The sequence below is a fragment of the Brasilonema sp. UFV-L1 genome (genome assembly GCF_012912105.1).
Taxonomy (GTDB): Bacteria; Cyanobacteriota; Cyanobacteriia; order Cyanobacteriales; family Nostocaceae; genus Brasilonema.
Map to the genome: position 1 here is coordinate 45858 of NZ_QMEA01000045.1, position 15597 is coordinate 61454.

Consider the following 15597-nt stretch of genomic DNA (forward strand, 5'->3'; position numbering starts at 1 on the left):
TGATAGTACGCTTTACGATACTCCGCATCACTCAAGATTATTAAGTTTGATTGAATTTTGATGACCGACAGAAATCTGGATGCTATGGAATTATGTCATGATGCAGAAAAATGAGTCTTTTCAAAAATGAGGAGGTGAAGGAAGTTGGGAGCGCAGATTCTTTACCAACTCTTATCTAGTTGCTCGTACACACTATCACAATCAAGCAAGTTAAAGTCATACAAGAAATTTTTTTGTTCACCTTGGGGGATTTTAAAAACTATAGTCGCCAATTTTGCTGATTATAAGTTAAAGATTGAGATAACTGAAAACTCACATGCAGGCATGTCCCTACCTTTCGATCCGGAAGTTGCTGGACGTCGGCTAGTGGGACTTGCATTATTGCAGGCAATTTGTGTAAGGATGAAATCACATATTCCGTAAGAGTCAGCTTTTAGCTTGACCAATGTGCTCTTAACGATTTCAATTGACTGTTTAGCTTAGCAGCTATTCTTTTTGAAATTTCCATGTCAACTCTCGTCATCGTCGAATCTCCGACCAAAGCTCGTACCATTCGCAACTACCTACCAAGAGACTACCGGGTGGAAGCGTCTATGGGTCATGTACGTGACCTTCCCCAATCAGCTACTGAAATTCCCGCCAATGTCAAGGGGGAGAAATGGGCACAGCTCGGGGTAAATGTAGACGCCGACTTTGAACCGCTGTATGTCGTCCCTAAAGATAAGAAGAAAGTTGTCACTCAGCTTAAAGACGCCCTCAAAGAAGCAGATGAACTGATTTTGGCAACAGATGAAGATCGCGAAGGTGAAAGCATCAGCTGGCATTTATACCAGTTGCTCAAGCCAAAAGTTCCTACAAAGCGGATGGTGTTTCATGAAATTACCTCTGACGCCATCAAAAAAGCCTTGAAAAACTGTCGTAACATTGATGAACAATTGGTTCGTGCTCAAGAAACGCGACGGATTTTGGATAGACTTGTAGGCTATACCCTGTCTCCCCTGTTGTGGAAAAAAATCGCCTGGGGATTATCTGCAGGACGCGTTCAGTCTGTTGCGGTACGGGTCTTAGTCAGCCGGGAACGCCAACGTCGTGCTTTCCGCCAAGGATCATACTGGGATTTGAAAGCAACGTTAACCCCCCCTGATTCTCTGAAAGGAGAATCATTTATGTCTCAATTGGTCACACTCGGAGGAACAAGGCTGGCGAATGGAGGCGATTTTGACCCCGCCACAGGGAAAATTCCCCCAGACAGCAAAGTCATTCTACTCAATCAGGAGCAAGCAGAAGCCCTCAAAGAACGCCTCACAGGGAAAACCTGGAAAGTCACAGACATAGAGGAACGTCCTGTAACGCGTAAACCGGCGCCACCTTTTACCACCTCGACTCTACAGCAGGAATCTAACCGTAAACTGCGCCTCTCCGCACGGGATACGATGCGCATAGCCCAGAATTTGTACGAACAAGGATATATTACCTATATGCGTACAGATTCGGTGCATCTGTCAGAGCAGGCGATCGCCGCCGCCCGTGACTGTGTAGAAAAACTTTATGGGAAAAATTACCTCAGCCCTCAACCTAAGCAGTACACCACCAAATCCAAAGGCGCACAAGAAGCCCACGAAGCAATTCGCCCCGCAGGTAGTACCTTCCGCACTCCCCAAGAAACAGGTTTAAGCGGTCGGGAGTTCCAAGTGTACGACTTAATTTGGAAGCGGACTGTCGCCAGCCAAATGGCAGACTCTCGCCAAACTCAAATCATCGTACAACTGCTAGTAGAAGATGCTGGTTTTCGCTCCTCTGGCAAACGCATTGACTTTCCTGGATTCTTGCGTGCTTATGTGGAAGGTTCTGACGATCCAGAAGCAGCGCTGGAAGACCAAGAAGTCATTTTGCCTAACCTCAAAGTGGGAGATAGTCCCAACTGCAGTGATTTAGAAGCAATCGGTCACGAAACCCAACCGCCAGCAAGATACACCGAAGCGACCTTAGTAAAAACTCTGGAAAGCGAAGGCATAGGGCGTCCCAGCACCTACGCTAGCATCATTGGCACTATTATTGATAAAGGTTATGCCCAATTGGTGAGTAATGCCCTCATACCTACCTTTACTGCCTTTGCTGTCACGGAACTCTTGGAAAAACACTTTCCAGATGTTGTTGATCCAAGCTTTACTTCCAAGATGGAGCAAACCCTAGATGATATTGCGACCGGTGAAGCTGCATGGCTACCCTACCTTAAGACATTCTATCTCGGAGACAAAGGTCTAGAAACCTTAGTCAAAGAACAGGAAAATCAAATAGATGCAAATGTTGCCCGGACAGTAGAACTAGAAAACCTAGATGCCAAAGTCCGTATTGGTAAGTATGGTGCTTACATAGAAAAAGAGAATGGTGATGATGTTGTCACCGCCTCGATTCCCAAAGATCTTACTCCTGCGGATCTTGACCCCCAAAAGGTAGAAACACTGCTACGGCAAAAAACCGTAGGTCCCGAACAAGTCGGTCGTCATCCCGAAACTGGCGAGCCGATTTATGTGCTCATTGGTCCTTACGGTCCCTATGTGCAATTGGGTGACAAAACTGAGGAAAACCCAAAACCCAAACAAGCTTCTTTACCCAAAGGAGTCACGCCGGAAAACGTCACTCTTGAGCAGGCTGTTGGTCTTTTGTCACTACCCCGAACACTGGGAGTTCATCCGGCGACAGGCGCTCAAATCCAAGCAAATTTGGGGCGCTTTGGACCTTATGTTGTTCATAACCAAAGTGGAGAAAAAGACTACCGCTCCCTCAAAGCTGGTGATGACATATTGACAATTTCTTTAGAACGTGCTTTAGAGTTGTTGTCTGAACCGAAAAAAGGACGCAGCACCACTAATAGCAAGTCTAAGGCAGCTTTGCGGGAATTAGGTTCTCATCCAGAAGATAGCGAACCAGTCAACATCTATAACGGTCCCTACGGACCTTACATTAAGCACGGTAAAACGAACGCCAGAATTCCAGAAGGTGTATCGGTAGATGATGTGACTCTTGCTTCAGCACTGGAGTGGTTAGCATCCAAAGCATCCACAGCAAAATCGACTCGTAAAACAACAAGTAAATCGAGGAGTTCTAACTCTAAATCAACAACCAAATCATCAAGTACCACCGCAAAAAAAAATAACCGAACAAAGAACTCAGAACGGGCTAGCCCCTAATACCGTTTCACGAAATTCGTGATACAAATTCTTTTCCTCTTCTGTGCAACCCAAGTGCTTCCTATTTGTATCAACCTTAAAGTGAAACGGTATTAGGGGTCCCCTCTGGGGACGCATGAATCCATAAAAAACGGAGTCAGCCTTATTAGAACGAGTACTCGTGGGTGCCGACAGTGAAACTAGACAAAGGAGCCAGTCTCGTGCGCGGGTTAAGCGCGTTGAGAGACCTGGCGTGCTGACTCCGTTTTTTACCGAATTTTTCCACGGGGTTGGGGGGCTTCACCGGTCCCCTTTGGGGTTGGGGGGCGAGACCCCCGCAAGCGACAGACTCGACTTGTCGCATGTGGCGCGGTCTCCCCAAGTAAAGTAACTGCCGAACCCCCCACCATGCGCCTGGTGACGGAGTTAACTCTTCACCTTCCTTAGTAAGAGGATGTCTGTACTGGTGGTGATGTGATAATCTAAAATGTAGAAGAGAAAACAACATCAAATTTTCAAAGTTCACAGAGTGTAGACTATCATAGTTTTAAGCTAGGGGTGCAAAAATACTCTGGTTACTCCGTGAACGATAATAAACATAGTTGGTAGTATCTCAGGAGCGGTCAGTTCAATGGACTATATAGAAAACGTGCTAGAAAAACTAAAGGAATTGGCACGCAAGCTGATAGAAGCCCTTTTGGGACCAGAGGCTGAACAGGAACCGGAACTTATTCCGATTCCTGTAGAAGACCGTTCACGCCGTCGCTAAGAAGCTTAACGTGTTAAACTTAACTGCTGAGCATGTGAGCGTTCTCGTGCTGCATGGGCCAAACTTAAATTTGCTGGGACAGCGAGAACCAGGAATATATGGTTCATTGACTTTGGCTGAAATTAATCGCCTGTTAGAAGAAGAAGGAAAAAAATTACAGGCGAACGTATTTCACACACAGTCAAATCACGAAGGCGCTTTGGTAGATGCTATTCATGAAGCACTGGGACAGCATCAGGGAATTTTAATCAACGCAGGGGCATACACTCACACGAGCGTGGCTTTGCGAGATGCGCTGGCTGCTGTTAACTTACCTACGGTCGAGGTACACCTGAGTAATATCTACCGTCGAGAAGACTTTCGTCATCATTCATATATAGCCCCAGTTGCAATTGGGCAAATCAGTGGTTTTGGGGCACAAAGTTATTTACTAGGCTTGCAGGCATTGGTGCATCATATAAGAAACTAAAAAGGCAAAAGTCAGTCAAAAGTGAGCCAGGGCGGGGAGAACCTTTCAAAGTTCTGCTCGGAGGAGACGGGAGAAATAAGCTGCTCTAAACACAGAGGAGCTGCCTTCCTAGAAGTAATTGGCATTGGTGTAACCTCTAGTAGAGGTCATACCTATAAGGATAGACAATAGTGTTTCTTTTCACTTTTGACTGAAATAAAGAACTTAACAATTTCTGTTCGGTAACGTTTTGTTTGCCCATACTCTGTAGCTAGAACACCGATTCACGAATGCCGAAAACCCAGAATAGTCCTCAAAAAGACCGATTTGTCGTTGGCTAAACTATAAGAAACCGGGTTTTTTCATCAAAATTCTGAATACTGAATCTGTGTGTTAAAGTGGAGCCACGCCTACGCTCTGCTTTCCAGAATTATGAGTAGTAAACAAGGATACAACTCCCACTGGCTACTCAAACATTCACTCATTCAAAATTCAAAGTATGCCCGTAGGGCACGCTGCGTTATCAAAATTAAGAATTCTTTTTTTTTTTTTTGAATGAGTGAATGCGTGCATAGGGCAGCGCAGCACGTATGCGCAAAGCGCAGGCACTCTAGGCGCGCAGCGTGTCCTGTGGACATAGTGCCATATTTTGAATTCCCCAAAGGGGTATGGAGATGTATTCCTAGCAGCAGAGTTCTGAGCTGATGTGTTCTTCTTAATTTTTATTTAATTGATAACATGCGCTACTCTGTTGTAAGTCGGTTTAAAGGAACAATACTTGGGGCAATTCTTGGGGAAAAAATAGCTTCAAGTCATAGAAAGCAGTCACAGGGTGCAGACACGTTGAAAATACTATCCTTGCACTGGAGTGACATGGCAATTTTCTGTTCTGAAAATTTAATTTCTTTAGGTAGATTTGACGCTGATCTTTGGCGTCAGCGTCAGCAACAAGAATTTACGAACTTAGAAAATAGCGATTGGGCAATTCTTGCCACATTACCAGTGGCACTATTTTTTCATGACAACACGACAAAGTTACGCGATAACTTATTGCTGGCGACGGAAATTTGGCAAAATGATCCACTCATACGGGATGGAACACTAGCAGTCGGCTATGCGATCGCTCAATCTCTGACGGAAAAACTCTCTCCAAAAAACCTCATTTCTCAGACTATCTCCTTTATTGGGGAAACACAGACCAATTTGCCACAACAATTATTAGAAGTTCATCATTTGTTAGAACACGGTGTAGGCTTAGAAAGGGTACAAGCAGAATTCGGTAAGGAAGAAAAGTTAAGTCACATCATTGCTATGGCTTTTTACTGCTTTGTTAGTACCATAGAAGACTTTCGTCTTTGCGTTTTGCGAGCCACTCAAGCTCGTTATCGTTCTTCTGCAATAGGTGCAATGACTGGTGCTTTATCAGGAGCATACAATAGCGCAGTAGGTATTCCTGTTACCTGGCAAGTCATGCTTACGCAACAAAGGTTAGCAAAAGACTCGAAACGGCTGGCTAACGCTTCTAAAATGCTAGAATTATCTGATGCAATGATAGCTGTATGGTCAGGAGTGTATAACATTGCTCCGCATGCAGATGAAGTTATAGAGGAAAGCAGTTTGATGAAACCTCGTCTAATGTCTTTACAAGCAACAGCAGCTCCTCGCGTCATTCGGTCGCGCTAACATTTTTTTATCAGTCAACGTGACTAGGTGCCAAAAACTAAACATGACAAAGTGATTGAAATCTTCATTTATCAAAGTAAATTTTAATACTAGTATAAGAAAGGAAACCCCAAATCAAAGTCTGTAGGTAGCTATAGTGGCAAATCAGCTTCAAGTATGTTCTCGCTCCAGATCGTCTTGTTTTAACCTATCAAGGTGAGTAACTGCGGTCACAGGTCATGAAAACGCAGCAATTTTTTCAATCCTTGACCCAGAAGTTGACTTTTTGGCGGCGACAGTACAAAGTGCGGCGCTATTATACTACATCATCAAAAAAAAATGGGAAAGACGGCTGCTCAACAGCAAGAGTGTCAAGCTCAATGACACAATTGATCAAAAATAAAAATGGTATTGACGCAGTAGGTTCGCGCTGGGTGAAAGCAAAGCGTTCCTCAATTGTTTTCGTGATCACAGTTGTCTCTCTGACAGGGGTTATGGGGCAAAAGTTATATAACCAACCCCAGTTGCAGGTGGAGACTGTTGCACCACAAACAATCAGAGCACCACATACAGCAAAAATCGAAAATAAGAAAAAAACAGCCCAAAAGCGCAAAGCCGCCACGAAAAGTTCCTTACCAGTACTGATGATAGATACAAACATCAATACAGAAATTGAGCAAAATTTACAACAGATTCTGGAACAGGGAAACGAAATTCGAGCTTATGTGGGATCTTTTCCTTTTTTTGACACTTTAATTTTATCTTTCTCTACCCAGCGCTACTTGCGTTCTTGTTCCCATTGGGAATGGGAAGCACTTCTGTTAGCTGTAGAAAGTACTAACAAGAAAAAATCAAGAGTGTTGCTTCAAAAACAGAGGAGTCAAAGAGAACATAAGGATGTAGAAAAAGTCTCTGCTTTGTTATCACAGTCTGAGATTTTTTCCAGATCACAACAAGCATCTGATACAGATGCGGTTGTCTTATCACAAACGTCACAATACCTTGTTTGGGATGCTTATGCACTTAACACTGAAGACTCAAAATCAAATGATTTGTTCAAAAATGTAGACTTTGCACAAGCGGTGGCGGAATTAGATGCTTATCGCATTGCGACTTCCAAGCAACACTTGTCTTCACTGATTGCTCAAATTGCAAAAATACGCCAGGGATACGCTCAAGCAAAGACTCAGCTGACAAATCTGGTGAGCGCGAAACCAGATACAGTTTACGATGAAGCTTCTGTGTTGAGCTTGTCAGATGAAGATTGGGCGAAAACAAAAATGGGAATCCAGCAAAGTTTAGAGCGGATTCTCACCCAAGGTATTCCACCTGGGTTACCAAAAAACATCCAACAAAATGCAGTCCGTATACAAGTGCAGACGTTGGTACCAAAAGAAGCTGAACCTTTGGCTAATAAAGTTTTGTTAGCTGTACTTAAACCAAACCTGAAGAAAGATGAATTGCGCACTCAGCTTACGGCTGCAAAGCTAGCTGCTGAGGTAGAACCAGTCATTGTCACCGTTTACAAGGGCGAGGTGATTGTCCGTCAAGGACAGAAGCTCAGTGAATGGAACTTTGATGTACTAGAGCATTACCACTTGATTCAGCGCGAGATTCATTGGCTGGGATTGATACAATTAGGGAGCGTTGTCACTGCATCTGTTGGTATTTTTGCAATTGTAGAACGGCGGATCAAGTACCGATTCCGGCAGAGCGATCGCCTATTAATCTTACTGCTGACTCTAAGTGTACCACTAGTACTGATGATGGGTACACCTTATACGACCTGGAGTGCTGTTGGGTTATTATTGGGTAGCTTCTATGGACCGACTTTGGGCGTCACTGTTATCGGACTGCTGTCACTCGTGTTACCCATGAGTCTAGAAATAAGTAAAATTGCTCTTTTCGCTGGTTTATCAGGAGGAATTTTAGGCAGTTGCGTTGCACAACGGTTGCGATCGCGTGAAGAACTCGCACTTTTAAGTGTGGCGATCGCCTTAACAGAGGGCGGTGTTTACCTCGTCATCAAACTCCTGCTGAGTGCTACATTGGGATTTCCTTCGTACTACATAATCCTGCAAGAAACTGCATTCTTTGCTTTCTCTGGCTTAGTGTGGAGTATTGTGGGTATGGGGTTGAGTCCTTATCTAGAAAAACTCTTTGACTTAGTGACTCCTATCCGTTTGGCAGAACTGGCAAACCCAAACCGCCCTTTATTGAAAAGACTTGCGACTGAAACTCCTGGGACTTTTCAGCACACCTTGCTTGTGGCGACTCTTGCTGAAGCCGCTGCCAAACAATTAGGATGCAATGTCGAACTTGTCAGAGCCGGTACATTATACCACGATATCGGTAAAATGCACGACCCGATGGCATTTATTGAAAATCAAATGGGGGGACCGAATAAACACGACACAGAAATCCAAAACCCTTGGATCAGTGCGGACATTATCAAAAAGCACGTGAGTGAAGGATTGGTGATGGCGCGGAAGCACAGTTTACCTTCCTCAATTCAAGCTTTTATTCCAGAGCATCAGGGAACGATGCAAATTGCTTATTTCTATTACCAAGCACAGCAAATGGCGCTTCTAGATCCAAGTTTAAAAGTAAACGAGGCAGATTTTCGCTACGATGGCCCAATTCCCCAGTCACGGGAAACAGCGATTGTGATGTTAGCGGATTCTTGTGAAGCGGCGCTGCGATCGCTTAGAGACGCCACACCAGAAAAAGCCTTAACAATGCTTAACAATATTCTTCGCGCCAGATGGCAAGACAATCAACTAGTTGATTCAGGGTTAACACGAGAGGAAATGAAGCAAATTGCCGAAATTTTCGTGCAAGTTTGGCAGCAATTCCATCACAAACGCATTGCTTACCCGAAATTAAAAGCAGTAAAAGAAGGAACAGGGGACAGGGAACAGGAGACAGTGAAAGAATAATGTATGGAGTTTAGATTCTACAGGCAAGCTCAATGAAGTACATTTGCGTGTTTTGTGGTTCTAGTATGGGTGTGAAACCAGCTTACAAACAAGCGGCTATAGCATTGGGTAAAGCGCTGGCGCGACGGAAATTAGGTTTGGTGTATGGCGGTGGGAATGTTGGGTTAATGGGTACAGTTGCTGATGGATGCTTAGCAGCTGGTGGTGAGGTTCTTGGTGTGATTCCAGATTTTCTGGTTGCAAAAGAAATTGCTCACACTGGACTGACACAACTGCATATTGTCAAATCCATGCACGAACGTAAAACTATGATGGCGCAACTGTCCGATGCTTTTGTAGCACTTCCTGGAGGCTACGGAACGCTGGAGGAGTTTTGCGAAATCCTCACTTGGGCACAATTAGGGTTACACCAAAAACCTTTTGCTCTGTTGAATATCAAAGGTTACTACGATTCTTTGCTGAAATTTTTTGACCAAGCAGTGACTGAAGAATTTTTACGTCCTATTCATCGCTCTTTAGTATTGGAAGCATCTGAACCAGAAAACTTGCTAGATTTATTGGCAAATTATCAACCTCAAAATGTTGATAAGTGGATCAGGAAAGACGTTAAGCCTTGATAGAAATACTTAACCATTTTAACAGTTACCAGTTGTCAGTTACCAGTTAGCAGTTACCAGTTATCAGTTACCAGTTTGAAGAAGAATTCAGCAATTCTGAATTCAGTATTCAGAAGGAAGAAATAAAGAATTGCGACTTCTGACCGGAGGCGGAGCGGCTCCGGCTCCGCTCCTGACTCCTGACTCCTGACTTGTGTACTGTGTACTGGTCACTGTTTACTGTGTACTGTGTACTGTTTTAAGGCAGTAGAGAATTTCATAAAATCACGCAGGTAGAAACTTTAGCAGAATTATTACTGAATAATAGCGACTGACGCCTCTATTTTTTATTGTTAATAAGCTAACTAAAAAAGTGAAAATTAGTAAAATTTAATTCAAGTATATATAGATTGTTATTAGTTATTTTTATTTCAATAAGTATAGACAAATACTAACAACGAGACCAAATAGATTAAATGTGTCTCAAGACTTTTTTCCGGAAATATCATCAGAGTATTGAATATAAGTATTAAGAACTAAAATGGGACGTCTGACCACTACGAAAAGATGTCCAAATAATCACTTAAAAGTAAAAAACATGAATAGAATTATTCGTTTACTTAGCGCATTCGCTGTCTTAGCGTCTGCGTTTACTGGTGTTTCTGTTGCACTAGCAGAAGAAGTTACCACTGCTCCCCAACACAGAACACTGCAAAGAATTTGCTCTTTTGATTCAGTGGCAGATTTGTTACCGACTCCACAAAATCAGCCAACTAATTCTGTGCTTTCCTATCTTACGCAACAAGGTTTTATAAAAAATCCAGATGGTTCCTGGGTCTGCTATGTGAACGATCCCAAAAAAGAATCGCGCTATTACACTCTATTCAAAGTGCAACAAATTGATGGAAAAGTTGTAGCAAGTTCTTTCCTAGAAAACGGTAGTTTAATTGACGGACAAGATCAGCGTAGCTTGGATTTGTTCATGATGCTGATTAAAAACCATACAAAAGCAACTCCGGGTAATCGTCAAAGTATACGCAGATATCTTGAAGCTTTCATGTCCTTGGTCAAGCAAGGTAAAATTCCAGCCTCACGTCGTGGGTATCTCTTCGACAGTCCAAGCCGTGGATTTGTCTCATACTATGCTCTGACAAGTGGACAAATCCAGGGTACGGTCATCACCATCGACATCAACATGTTGCGAAAAAATTAGCTTCTAGTCAATATCATATAGTCGGTTGATTTTTTGTACCCATTGAGCAAGAATTTCGCTATAACATAAGCACTACATTCAAAATCATCTATAAAGGGACTCATCTACCAGTCGGAAAGAATACTTAACTAAGTTCTGACTCTTGAACGGAGGCGAAGCGTAAGCATGGCTTCGCTCCTTTTTCGTAAAAAATACCCACAGCTAATGAATTTATGGTTAAATATACAGCAACGCCATGCTGACAGGAAAATTAAAATCCAACAAATACAAAAAAGCAAAAAAACAGAAGAGTCAGGAAACTACAACCCTTAGTCTCAAAGAACGTTTAGCCCAAAAGCGTAAAGCTGCAAAAGCGCGCAAAGAATTCACCAATTTTTTCATTACTACTGCTTTTTGCGGTCTCTTCTTTGGCATTCTCATGGCTTTTGTCGGAGGAATTAAGACAGCAGTCCCAGGTTTACTGGGAATCATCACGATCGCTTTGTCTTACAAGTATCCTCGCCAAGCCTTTTTTGCCTTCCTGATTTACGTGCCCTTTTCAGGTACTATTACATACTACATTGGCAATAGTCCTATACTCCAATTAGCAAAAGACTCCTTCTACATTCCAGCGCTGATTGGACTTTGGCAGATGTGTCGTAAGCAGCGGTTACCTCTGATAATTCCTCAAGCCATTAAAACTCCATTGTTTATTTTGTTGGGTATATGCTTGCTAACGCTAGTTTTTGTTAATGGAGTACAACAGCTAAACCCGTCTTCAGCTGAACTCTTTAACTCAACTAAGGAAATACCAATAGCTATGGGAATACTCGGTCTCAAAGTTTTTTTGGGCTATGTACCCCTGATTAGTTGCGCTTACTATCTCATCCGCAACAAGCGGGATTTCCTATTTTTATCGCGCCTGCAAATTGTGCTTATACTAGTGTGCTGTGCGCTGGGATTTATTCAATACTTATTATTAGCAAAGGGGATATGTCAAGGTACTAGATTTTTAGAAGGAGCAGCTCAATTCAAAGCATCAGTTGAAGCCAGGTGTTACTTTGGTGGTTCTCTCATTTATAGTCCCGAACAAGGAGTCATTCGTCTACCAGGAACTTTTGTTGCCCCTTGGCAATGGGGATGGTTTTTGATTTCCAGTATCTTTTTTGGCTTTGCTTCCGGTTTTAGTGATCCTTCTAAAACTTGGCGATTTCTCAGTTTAGGTTCTATGGCAGTAGTTATGATCAATGCAGTTGTCTCCGGGCAGAGAATAGCTCTAGCATTGGTACCTGTGTGCTTTGTCACTTTACTATTACTGACTGGTCAAATTTGGAACCTTAGAAGGTTTCTGCCTATAGGAGTAGGACTCGCCATTATTTTGACAATTGCAATCGTGAATAACCCTGCCATTGTGCAAGAAAGAACAACAAGTCTGAATGAACGTTGGGAATCTTCACCGCCTTTAGAGTTTATCATGCAGCAATTTGGGGACGTTTGGAGAAATTTAAAACCGTTAGGAAATGGGTTAGGGCGCGCTACTAACTCTGCTCGTTCGCTGGGTACAACCAAACTGCTGGAGACTTACTATCCTAAAATAGTTTATGAAGTTGGACCATTGGGGCTGCTGGGGTTTTTAGCTTTAGTCACAACCTTAACAATCGTTTGCTTCAAGACTTATCGTTCAATAAAAAATCGTGATTTTCGCACTTACGCCGCTGCTTTATGGGTGTTTATATTATTTATTAGTTACAACACCTACTACTATCCTCTTGATGTTGACCCTGTAGCTGTTTATTACTGGTTTTTTGCTGGAGTTCTGTTGAAATTGCCAGAAATAGACAAGCAAGAAAAACTCCAAGCTGCACAAGCAAAAGGAGGACAGGGAAAGATGAGAGGAATTTCAAATTCGCTAATTCAAAGTTAAAAAAAATGATGAGGGGATGAAGGAAATTGACTAATGACTGATGACTAATAACTAATAACTAATGACTATTAATATGAATTTCCCTTTAATTTCTGTTATTATCCCGACGTACTGTCGTGAGGAACCACTACGCGATAGTCTTGCTGATGTCCTCAAACAGGACTACCCAAATTATGAAGTTTTGGTTGTGGATCAAACTCCTAAACATCAACCAGAAATTGAAACTTACCTCAAAGAATTAGCTGCAGCCAATAAAATAAAGTGGTTCCATTTAAGTTGGGCTAGTTTGCCTGGGGCGCGAAATTATGCAGTGCGGCGAGCAGCAGGTGAAATTATTTTATTTATTGATGATGATGTGCAATTAACCCCTGGATTTTTAACAGCGCATGCGAAAAACTTTTTAGAAAAACCAGAAGTCGGAGCTATTGCTGGACGGGTTTTTGACAGAATGAAATTGGGTGATTCTGGGGGAAATTTACAAATCGAATACCTTCCTCCCCAGGCAATGGATCCAGGAATCGCTTGGTATTATATAGATTTGGTACATACCATTAAGCCCCAAGAAGTTCTGACTGCAAGGGGTTGTAATATGTCCTTCCGTAGCGAAGTTTTTACCAAATATGATCTGAAATTTGATGAGAGATTTCGCGGTAGTGCGGTGCGAGAAGAATCTGATTTTTGTTTAAGATTGCGTCAGACTGGATATAAAATTTGGTATGACCCAGAAGCATATTTGGTACATTTAGGAGAAGAGACGGGAGGCTGCCATGATATTAGTATGCGCTCTCTCAAGTATCAACTCACTTTTTATCACAACCATTTCTTAATGGGACTGAAGAACCTTACCGCTACCCAAGCTTTACGTCTTTACGCCCGTTTATTTGACTGTCATGTCCTTGGACGCCCTCCTTGTAACAAAAGTGGTTCACCCATCAAAATTGCTACTCGTGGCGTTTTCTTCTTTTTGGGGTTTTTAAAAGCTTTGGGTACTGTTTTTCAATCCATTTGGAATGATGGTCAAATTTACACTCGTATGGATGAACAGATTAAGATGATTTAACTGAATCGGCGTAAGTCCCCCGCTATAACGGTACCCCGTTTAGCGGCGGGATATAAGCCGGACGATGACGAGGGCATCTCCGACTTATGTTGATCATCGATCATCGCGGGAGGGGATGCCCGAGGCGGGGGTCTTACACGTAAGAAAATGAGCCAGCCCCGGAACAATTCAAAATCGCGTAGCGTTGCGAGTGTTTGCGCAGCGCCCCCAAAGGGGCTAGCGAAGCAATCTCAAAGTTCAAAAAAAAAAGAGTTATTGCGAATCACTTCTTAATTTTGAATTTATAATGAGCGAATTTTGAATTCCCCCGGAGGGGGTTGGGGCTGGCTCATTTTCTAGGGGACAATGCGTCGGAGTCGTCAATCTCCGTGTTAGGTAATCGGTCAATATAATCTTCGATTATTTGAGTCACCGTCTTTTCCTTCAACGTGGCATAGTTTTTTAGTTTGCTAAAACGCTTTTCCGATATACGAATGTGTACTTCTTTTGTTTTCATAGACATGTCCACAATATAGACATGTCTATGCTAGTATATAATATGGTTGCTAACCCACCTGACCGTATTGAACAGACAGGCTAACATCAAAGTAGAGGTACGACTCTTGCCGCAGATAAATCGGTAGATCAGGGAAGGATTCCGGTCACTGGTTCGCCCCATTACGAAGGCGGTAAAAAATAAGCCATACAGGAATGCACGGGAAAACAATTACTGCCTTGGGAAGCAGGGCGGCTGCCTGGGTTCTCCCTTTGAGGAGATAAACGGTGAAAACCGAGAGATGCAGCGTAAGACTCAGACCGGATTTGGTTCCGGATACTCAGCAATGAGTATACCCAACGGAGCGGCGGCAAATGAGACAGGAAGCCCCCACCATACCGCTTGCGGTTGGTGGTGGGTACTTCACCAGCTATTCATAGCAATCCTAAAGACTCAGATTCCCGATTTCGCAAAAGAAGTCGGGAATCTTGTTTTTCACAAATGATTTAGGACTGCGATATGGGTCTTGTTAAAGAAGATAACTTATCTCTGTGTTATCCTTCATTTGCTGTTTTTGCAGGTCAAAATTTGCTGAATTCTTGATTTTAGCAACAGGTGGATGGTCCTGTTGAGGTAAGTTCTGTTTAAGAAAGTTTCCTCGCAAACCATAACTCACTAACCCCATATACTCGTAAAACATGAGCATTGCTTTTTTAGTCGAAGTTAATTGAGATGGTATGGGAGTGGTGTGGGAAATGACTTCAAAACCTACATTTTTAAAAGTCAGTCGCGAGCGCAACATGTGTGGAGAATCTGTAACTAGCAGAATTTTCTTGATTCCACGTGGTTGTAGGATTGATGCGGTGAACAGTGCGTTTTCTTTCGTCGTTTGAGAACAGTGTTCTTCGCCTAATGCAGCATCAGGAATGCCTTTTGCTTTTAGTTTTTGGACAATTTCAGAACCATCTCCTACACCACTAGCAAAAATGAATGGTGCGCGATGATTCTTCCAAAGTTCAGCTGCAACCTGAACCCTTGAATCTCTAAAAGGTTCCCCCCGTCCGAGTACAACAATTGCATCTGCGGTTGTACCAGGATCGGGGGGAAGAAAAGTAACTAATCCTTTTTTTGCGACAGCAATGGTGAGTGGAAAAGTGGCAGAAAAATAAACCACGAGTAATATAGTGCCTAAACCACTCCAAAAACGCCTCCAACGTAGGCGTGGAATCATCCAAGGTAACAAAACTAAAATCAAAAGTGGCAATACAATAAACGTTGGTGTCATGAGCCAGTGAGAAAGCGTTGACTTCAAAACAAGCCACTGACTAATCGGGCGATCGCACAAAGCTTGGCTAACCATTG

General features: G+C 42.9%; 10 protein-coding genes. 9 read left to right on the forward strand and 1 reads right to left on the reverse strand.

Translation table 11 applies throughout. From position 1 onward, the window contains the following. The first annotated feature begins 506 nt into the window (after positions 1-506). The 9 genes from topA (at position 507) to hpsN (ending at position 13760) form a co-directional block, all read left to right on the forward strand. Positions 507-3191, forward strand: coding sequence for a type I DNA topoisomerase (topA, locus tag DP117_RS14860; RefSeq protein WP_169219071.1), 2685 nt, complete (start codon positions 507-509; stop codon positions 3189-3191). A 610-nt stretch (positions 3192-3801) separates the two neighbouring features. Beyond that, positions 3802-3939: a hypothetical protein gene (locus DP117_RS14865; protein ID WP_169219072.1), complete on the forward strand. Its 138-nt coding sequence runs from the start codon at positions 3802-3804 to the stop codon at positions 3937-3939. 10 nt (positions 3940-3949) lie between these two features. After that, entirely contained in the window at positions 3950-4408 is a 459-nt protein-coding gene (gene aroQ, locus DP117_RS14870) for a type II 3-dehydroquinate dehydratase (RefSeq protein ID WP_169219073.1), read from the forward strand. A gap of 852 nt (positions 4409-5260) precedes the next feature. Continuing rightward, a complete protein-coding gene (locus DP117_RS14875) occupies positions 5261-6070 on the forward strand; it encodes an ADP-ribosylglycohydrolase family protein (RefSeq protein WP_348983001.1) in 810 nt (269 codons plus the stop codon). A gap of 218 nt (positions 6071-6288) precedes the next feature. Beyond that, the gene (locus DP117_RS14880) at positions 6289-8988 is read left to right on the forward strand and encodes an HD family phosphohydrolase (protein ID WP_169219075.1); all 2700 of its coding nucleotides are present in this window, start codon (positions 6289-6291) and stop codon (positions 8986-8988) included. 32 nt (positions 8989-9020) lie between these two features. Further along, on the forward strand, positions 9021-9605 hold the full coding sequence (locus DP117_RS14885; protein ID WP_169219076.1) for a TIGR00730 family Rossman fold protein: 585 nt from the start codon (positions 9021-9023) through the stop codon (positions 9603-9605). Between the two features lie 577 nt (positions 9606-10182). Continuing rightward, the gene (locus DP117_RS14890; RefSeq protein WP_169219077.1) at positions 10183-10797 is read left to right on the forward strand and encodes a hypothetical protein; all 615 of its coding nucleotides are present in this window, start codon (positions 10183-10185) and stop codon (positions 10795-10797) included. A 235-nt stretch (positions 10798-11032) separates the two neighbouring features. Then, positions 11033-12700: a hormogonium polysaccharide biosynthesis protein HpsL gene (gene hpsL / locus DP117_RS14895; protein WP_169219078.1), complete on the forward strand. Its 1668-nt coding sequence runs from the start codon at positions 11033-11035 to the stop codon at positions 12698-12700. Positions 12701-12773: 73 nt separating this feature from the next. Further along, positions 12774-13760, forward strand: a complete 987-nt coding sequence (gene hpsN, locus DP117_RS14900; protein ID WP_169219079.1) for a hormogonium polysaccharide biosynthesis glycosyltransferase HpsN — start codon at positions 12774-12776, stop codon at positions 13758-13760. Positions 13761-14764: 1004 nt separating this feature from the next. On the opposite strand, the gene DP117_RS14905 is transcribed toward hpsN, so the two are convergent. Beyond that, positions 14765-15595: a YdcF family protein gene (locus tag DP117_RS14905; protein WP_169219080.1), complete on the reverse strand. Its 831-nt coding sequence runs from the start codon at positions 15593-15595 to the stop codon at positions 14765-14767. Positions 15596-15597: the final 2 nt, after the last annotated feature.

Coding starts and splice junctions, on each gene's coding strand:
- DP117_RS14880 (WP_169219075.1), top strand. CDS start 6,289: ATGAAAACGCAGCAATTTTTTCAATCCTTGACCCAGAAGTTGACTTTT.
- DP117_RS14905 (WP_169219080.1), bottom strand. CDS start 15,595: ATGGTTAGCCAAGCTTTGTGCGATCGCCCGATTAGTCAGTGGCTTGTT.
- DP117_RS14875 (WP_348983001.1), top strand. CDS start 5,261: ATGGCAATTTTCTGTTCTGAAAATTTAATTTCTTTAGGTAGATTTGAC.
- DP117_RS14885 (WP_169219076.1), top strand. CDS start 9,021: ATGAAGTACATTTGCGTGTTTTGTGGTTCTAGTATGGGTGTGAAACCA.
- hpsL (WP_169219078.1), top strand. CDS start 11,033: ATGCTGACAGGAAAATTAAAATCCAACAAATACAAAAAAGCAAAAAAA.
- DP117_RS14865 (WP_169219072.1), top strand. CDS start 3,802: ATGGACTATATAGAAAACGTGCTAGAAAAACTAAAGGAATTGGCACGC.
- hpsN (WP_169219079.1), top strand. CDS start 12,774: ATGAATTTCCCTTTAATTTCTGTTATTATCCCGACGTACTGTCGTGAG.
- topA (WP_169219071.1), top strand. CDS start 507: ATGTCAACTCTCGTCATCGTCGAATCTCCGACCAAAGCTCGTACCATT.
- DP117_RS14890 (WP_169219077.1), top strand. CDS start 10,183: ATGAATAGAATTATTCGTTTACTTAGCGCATTCGCTGTCTTAGCGTCT.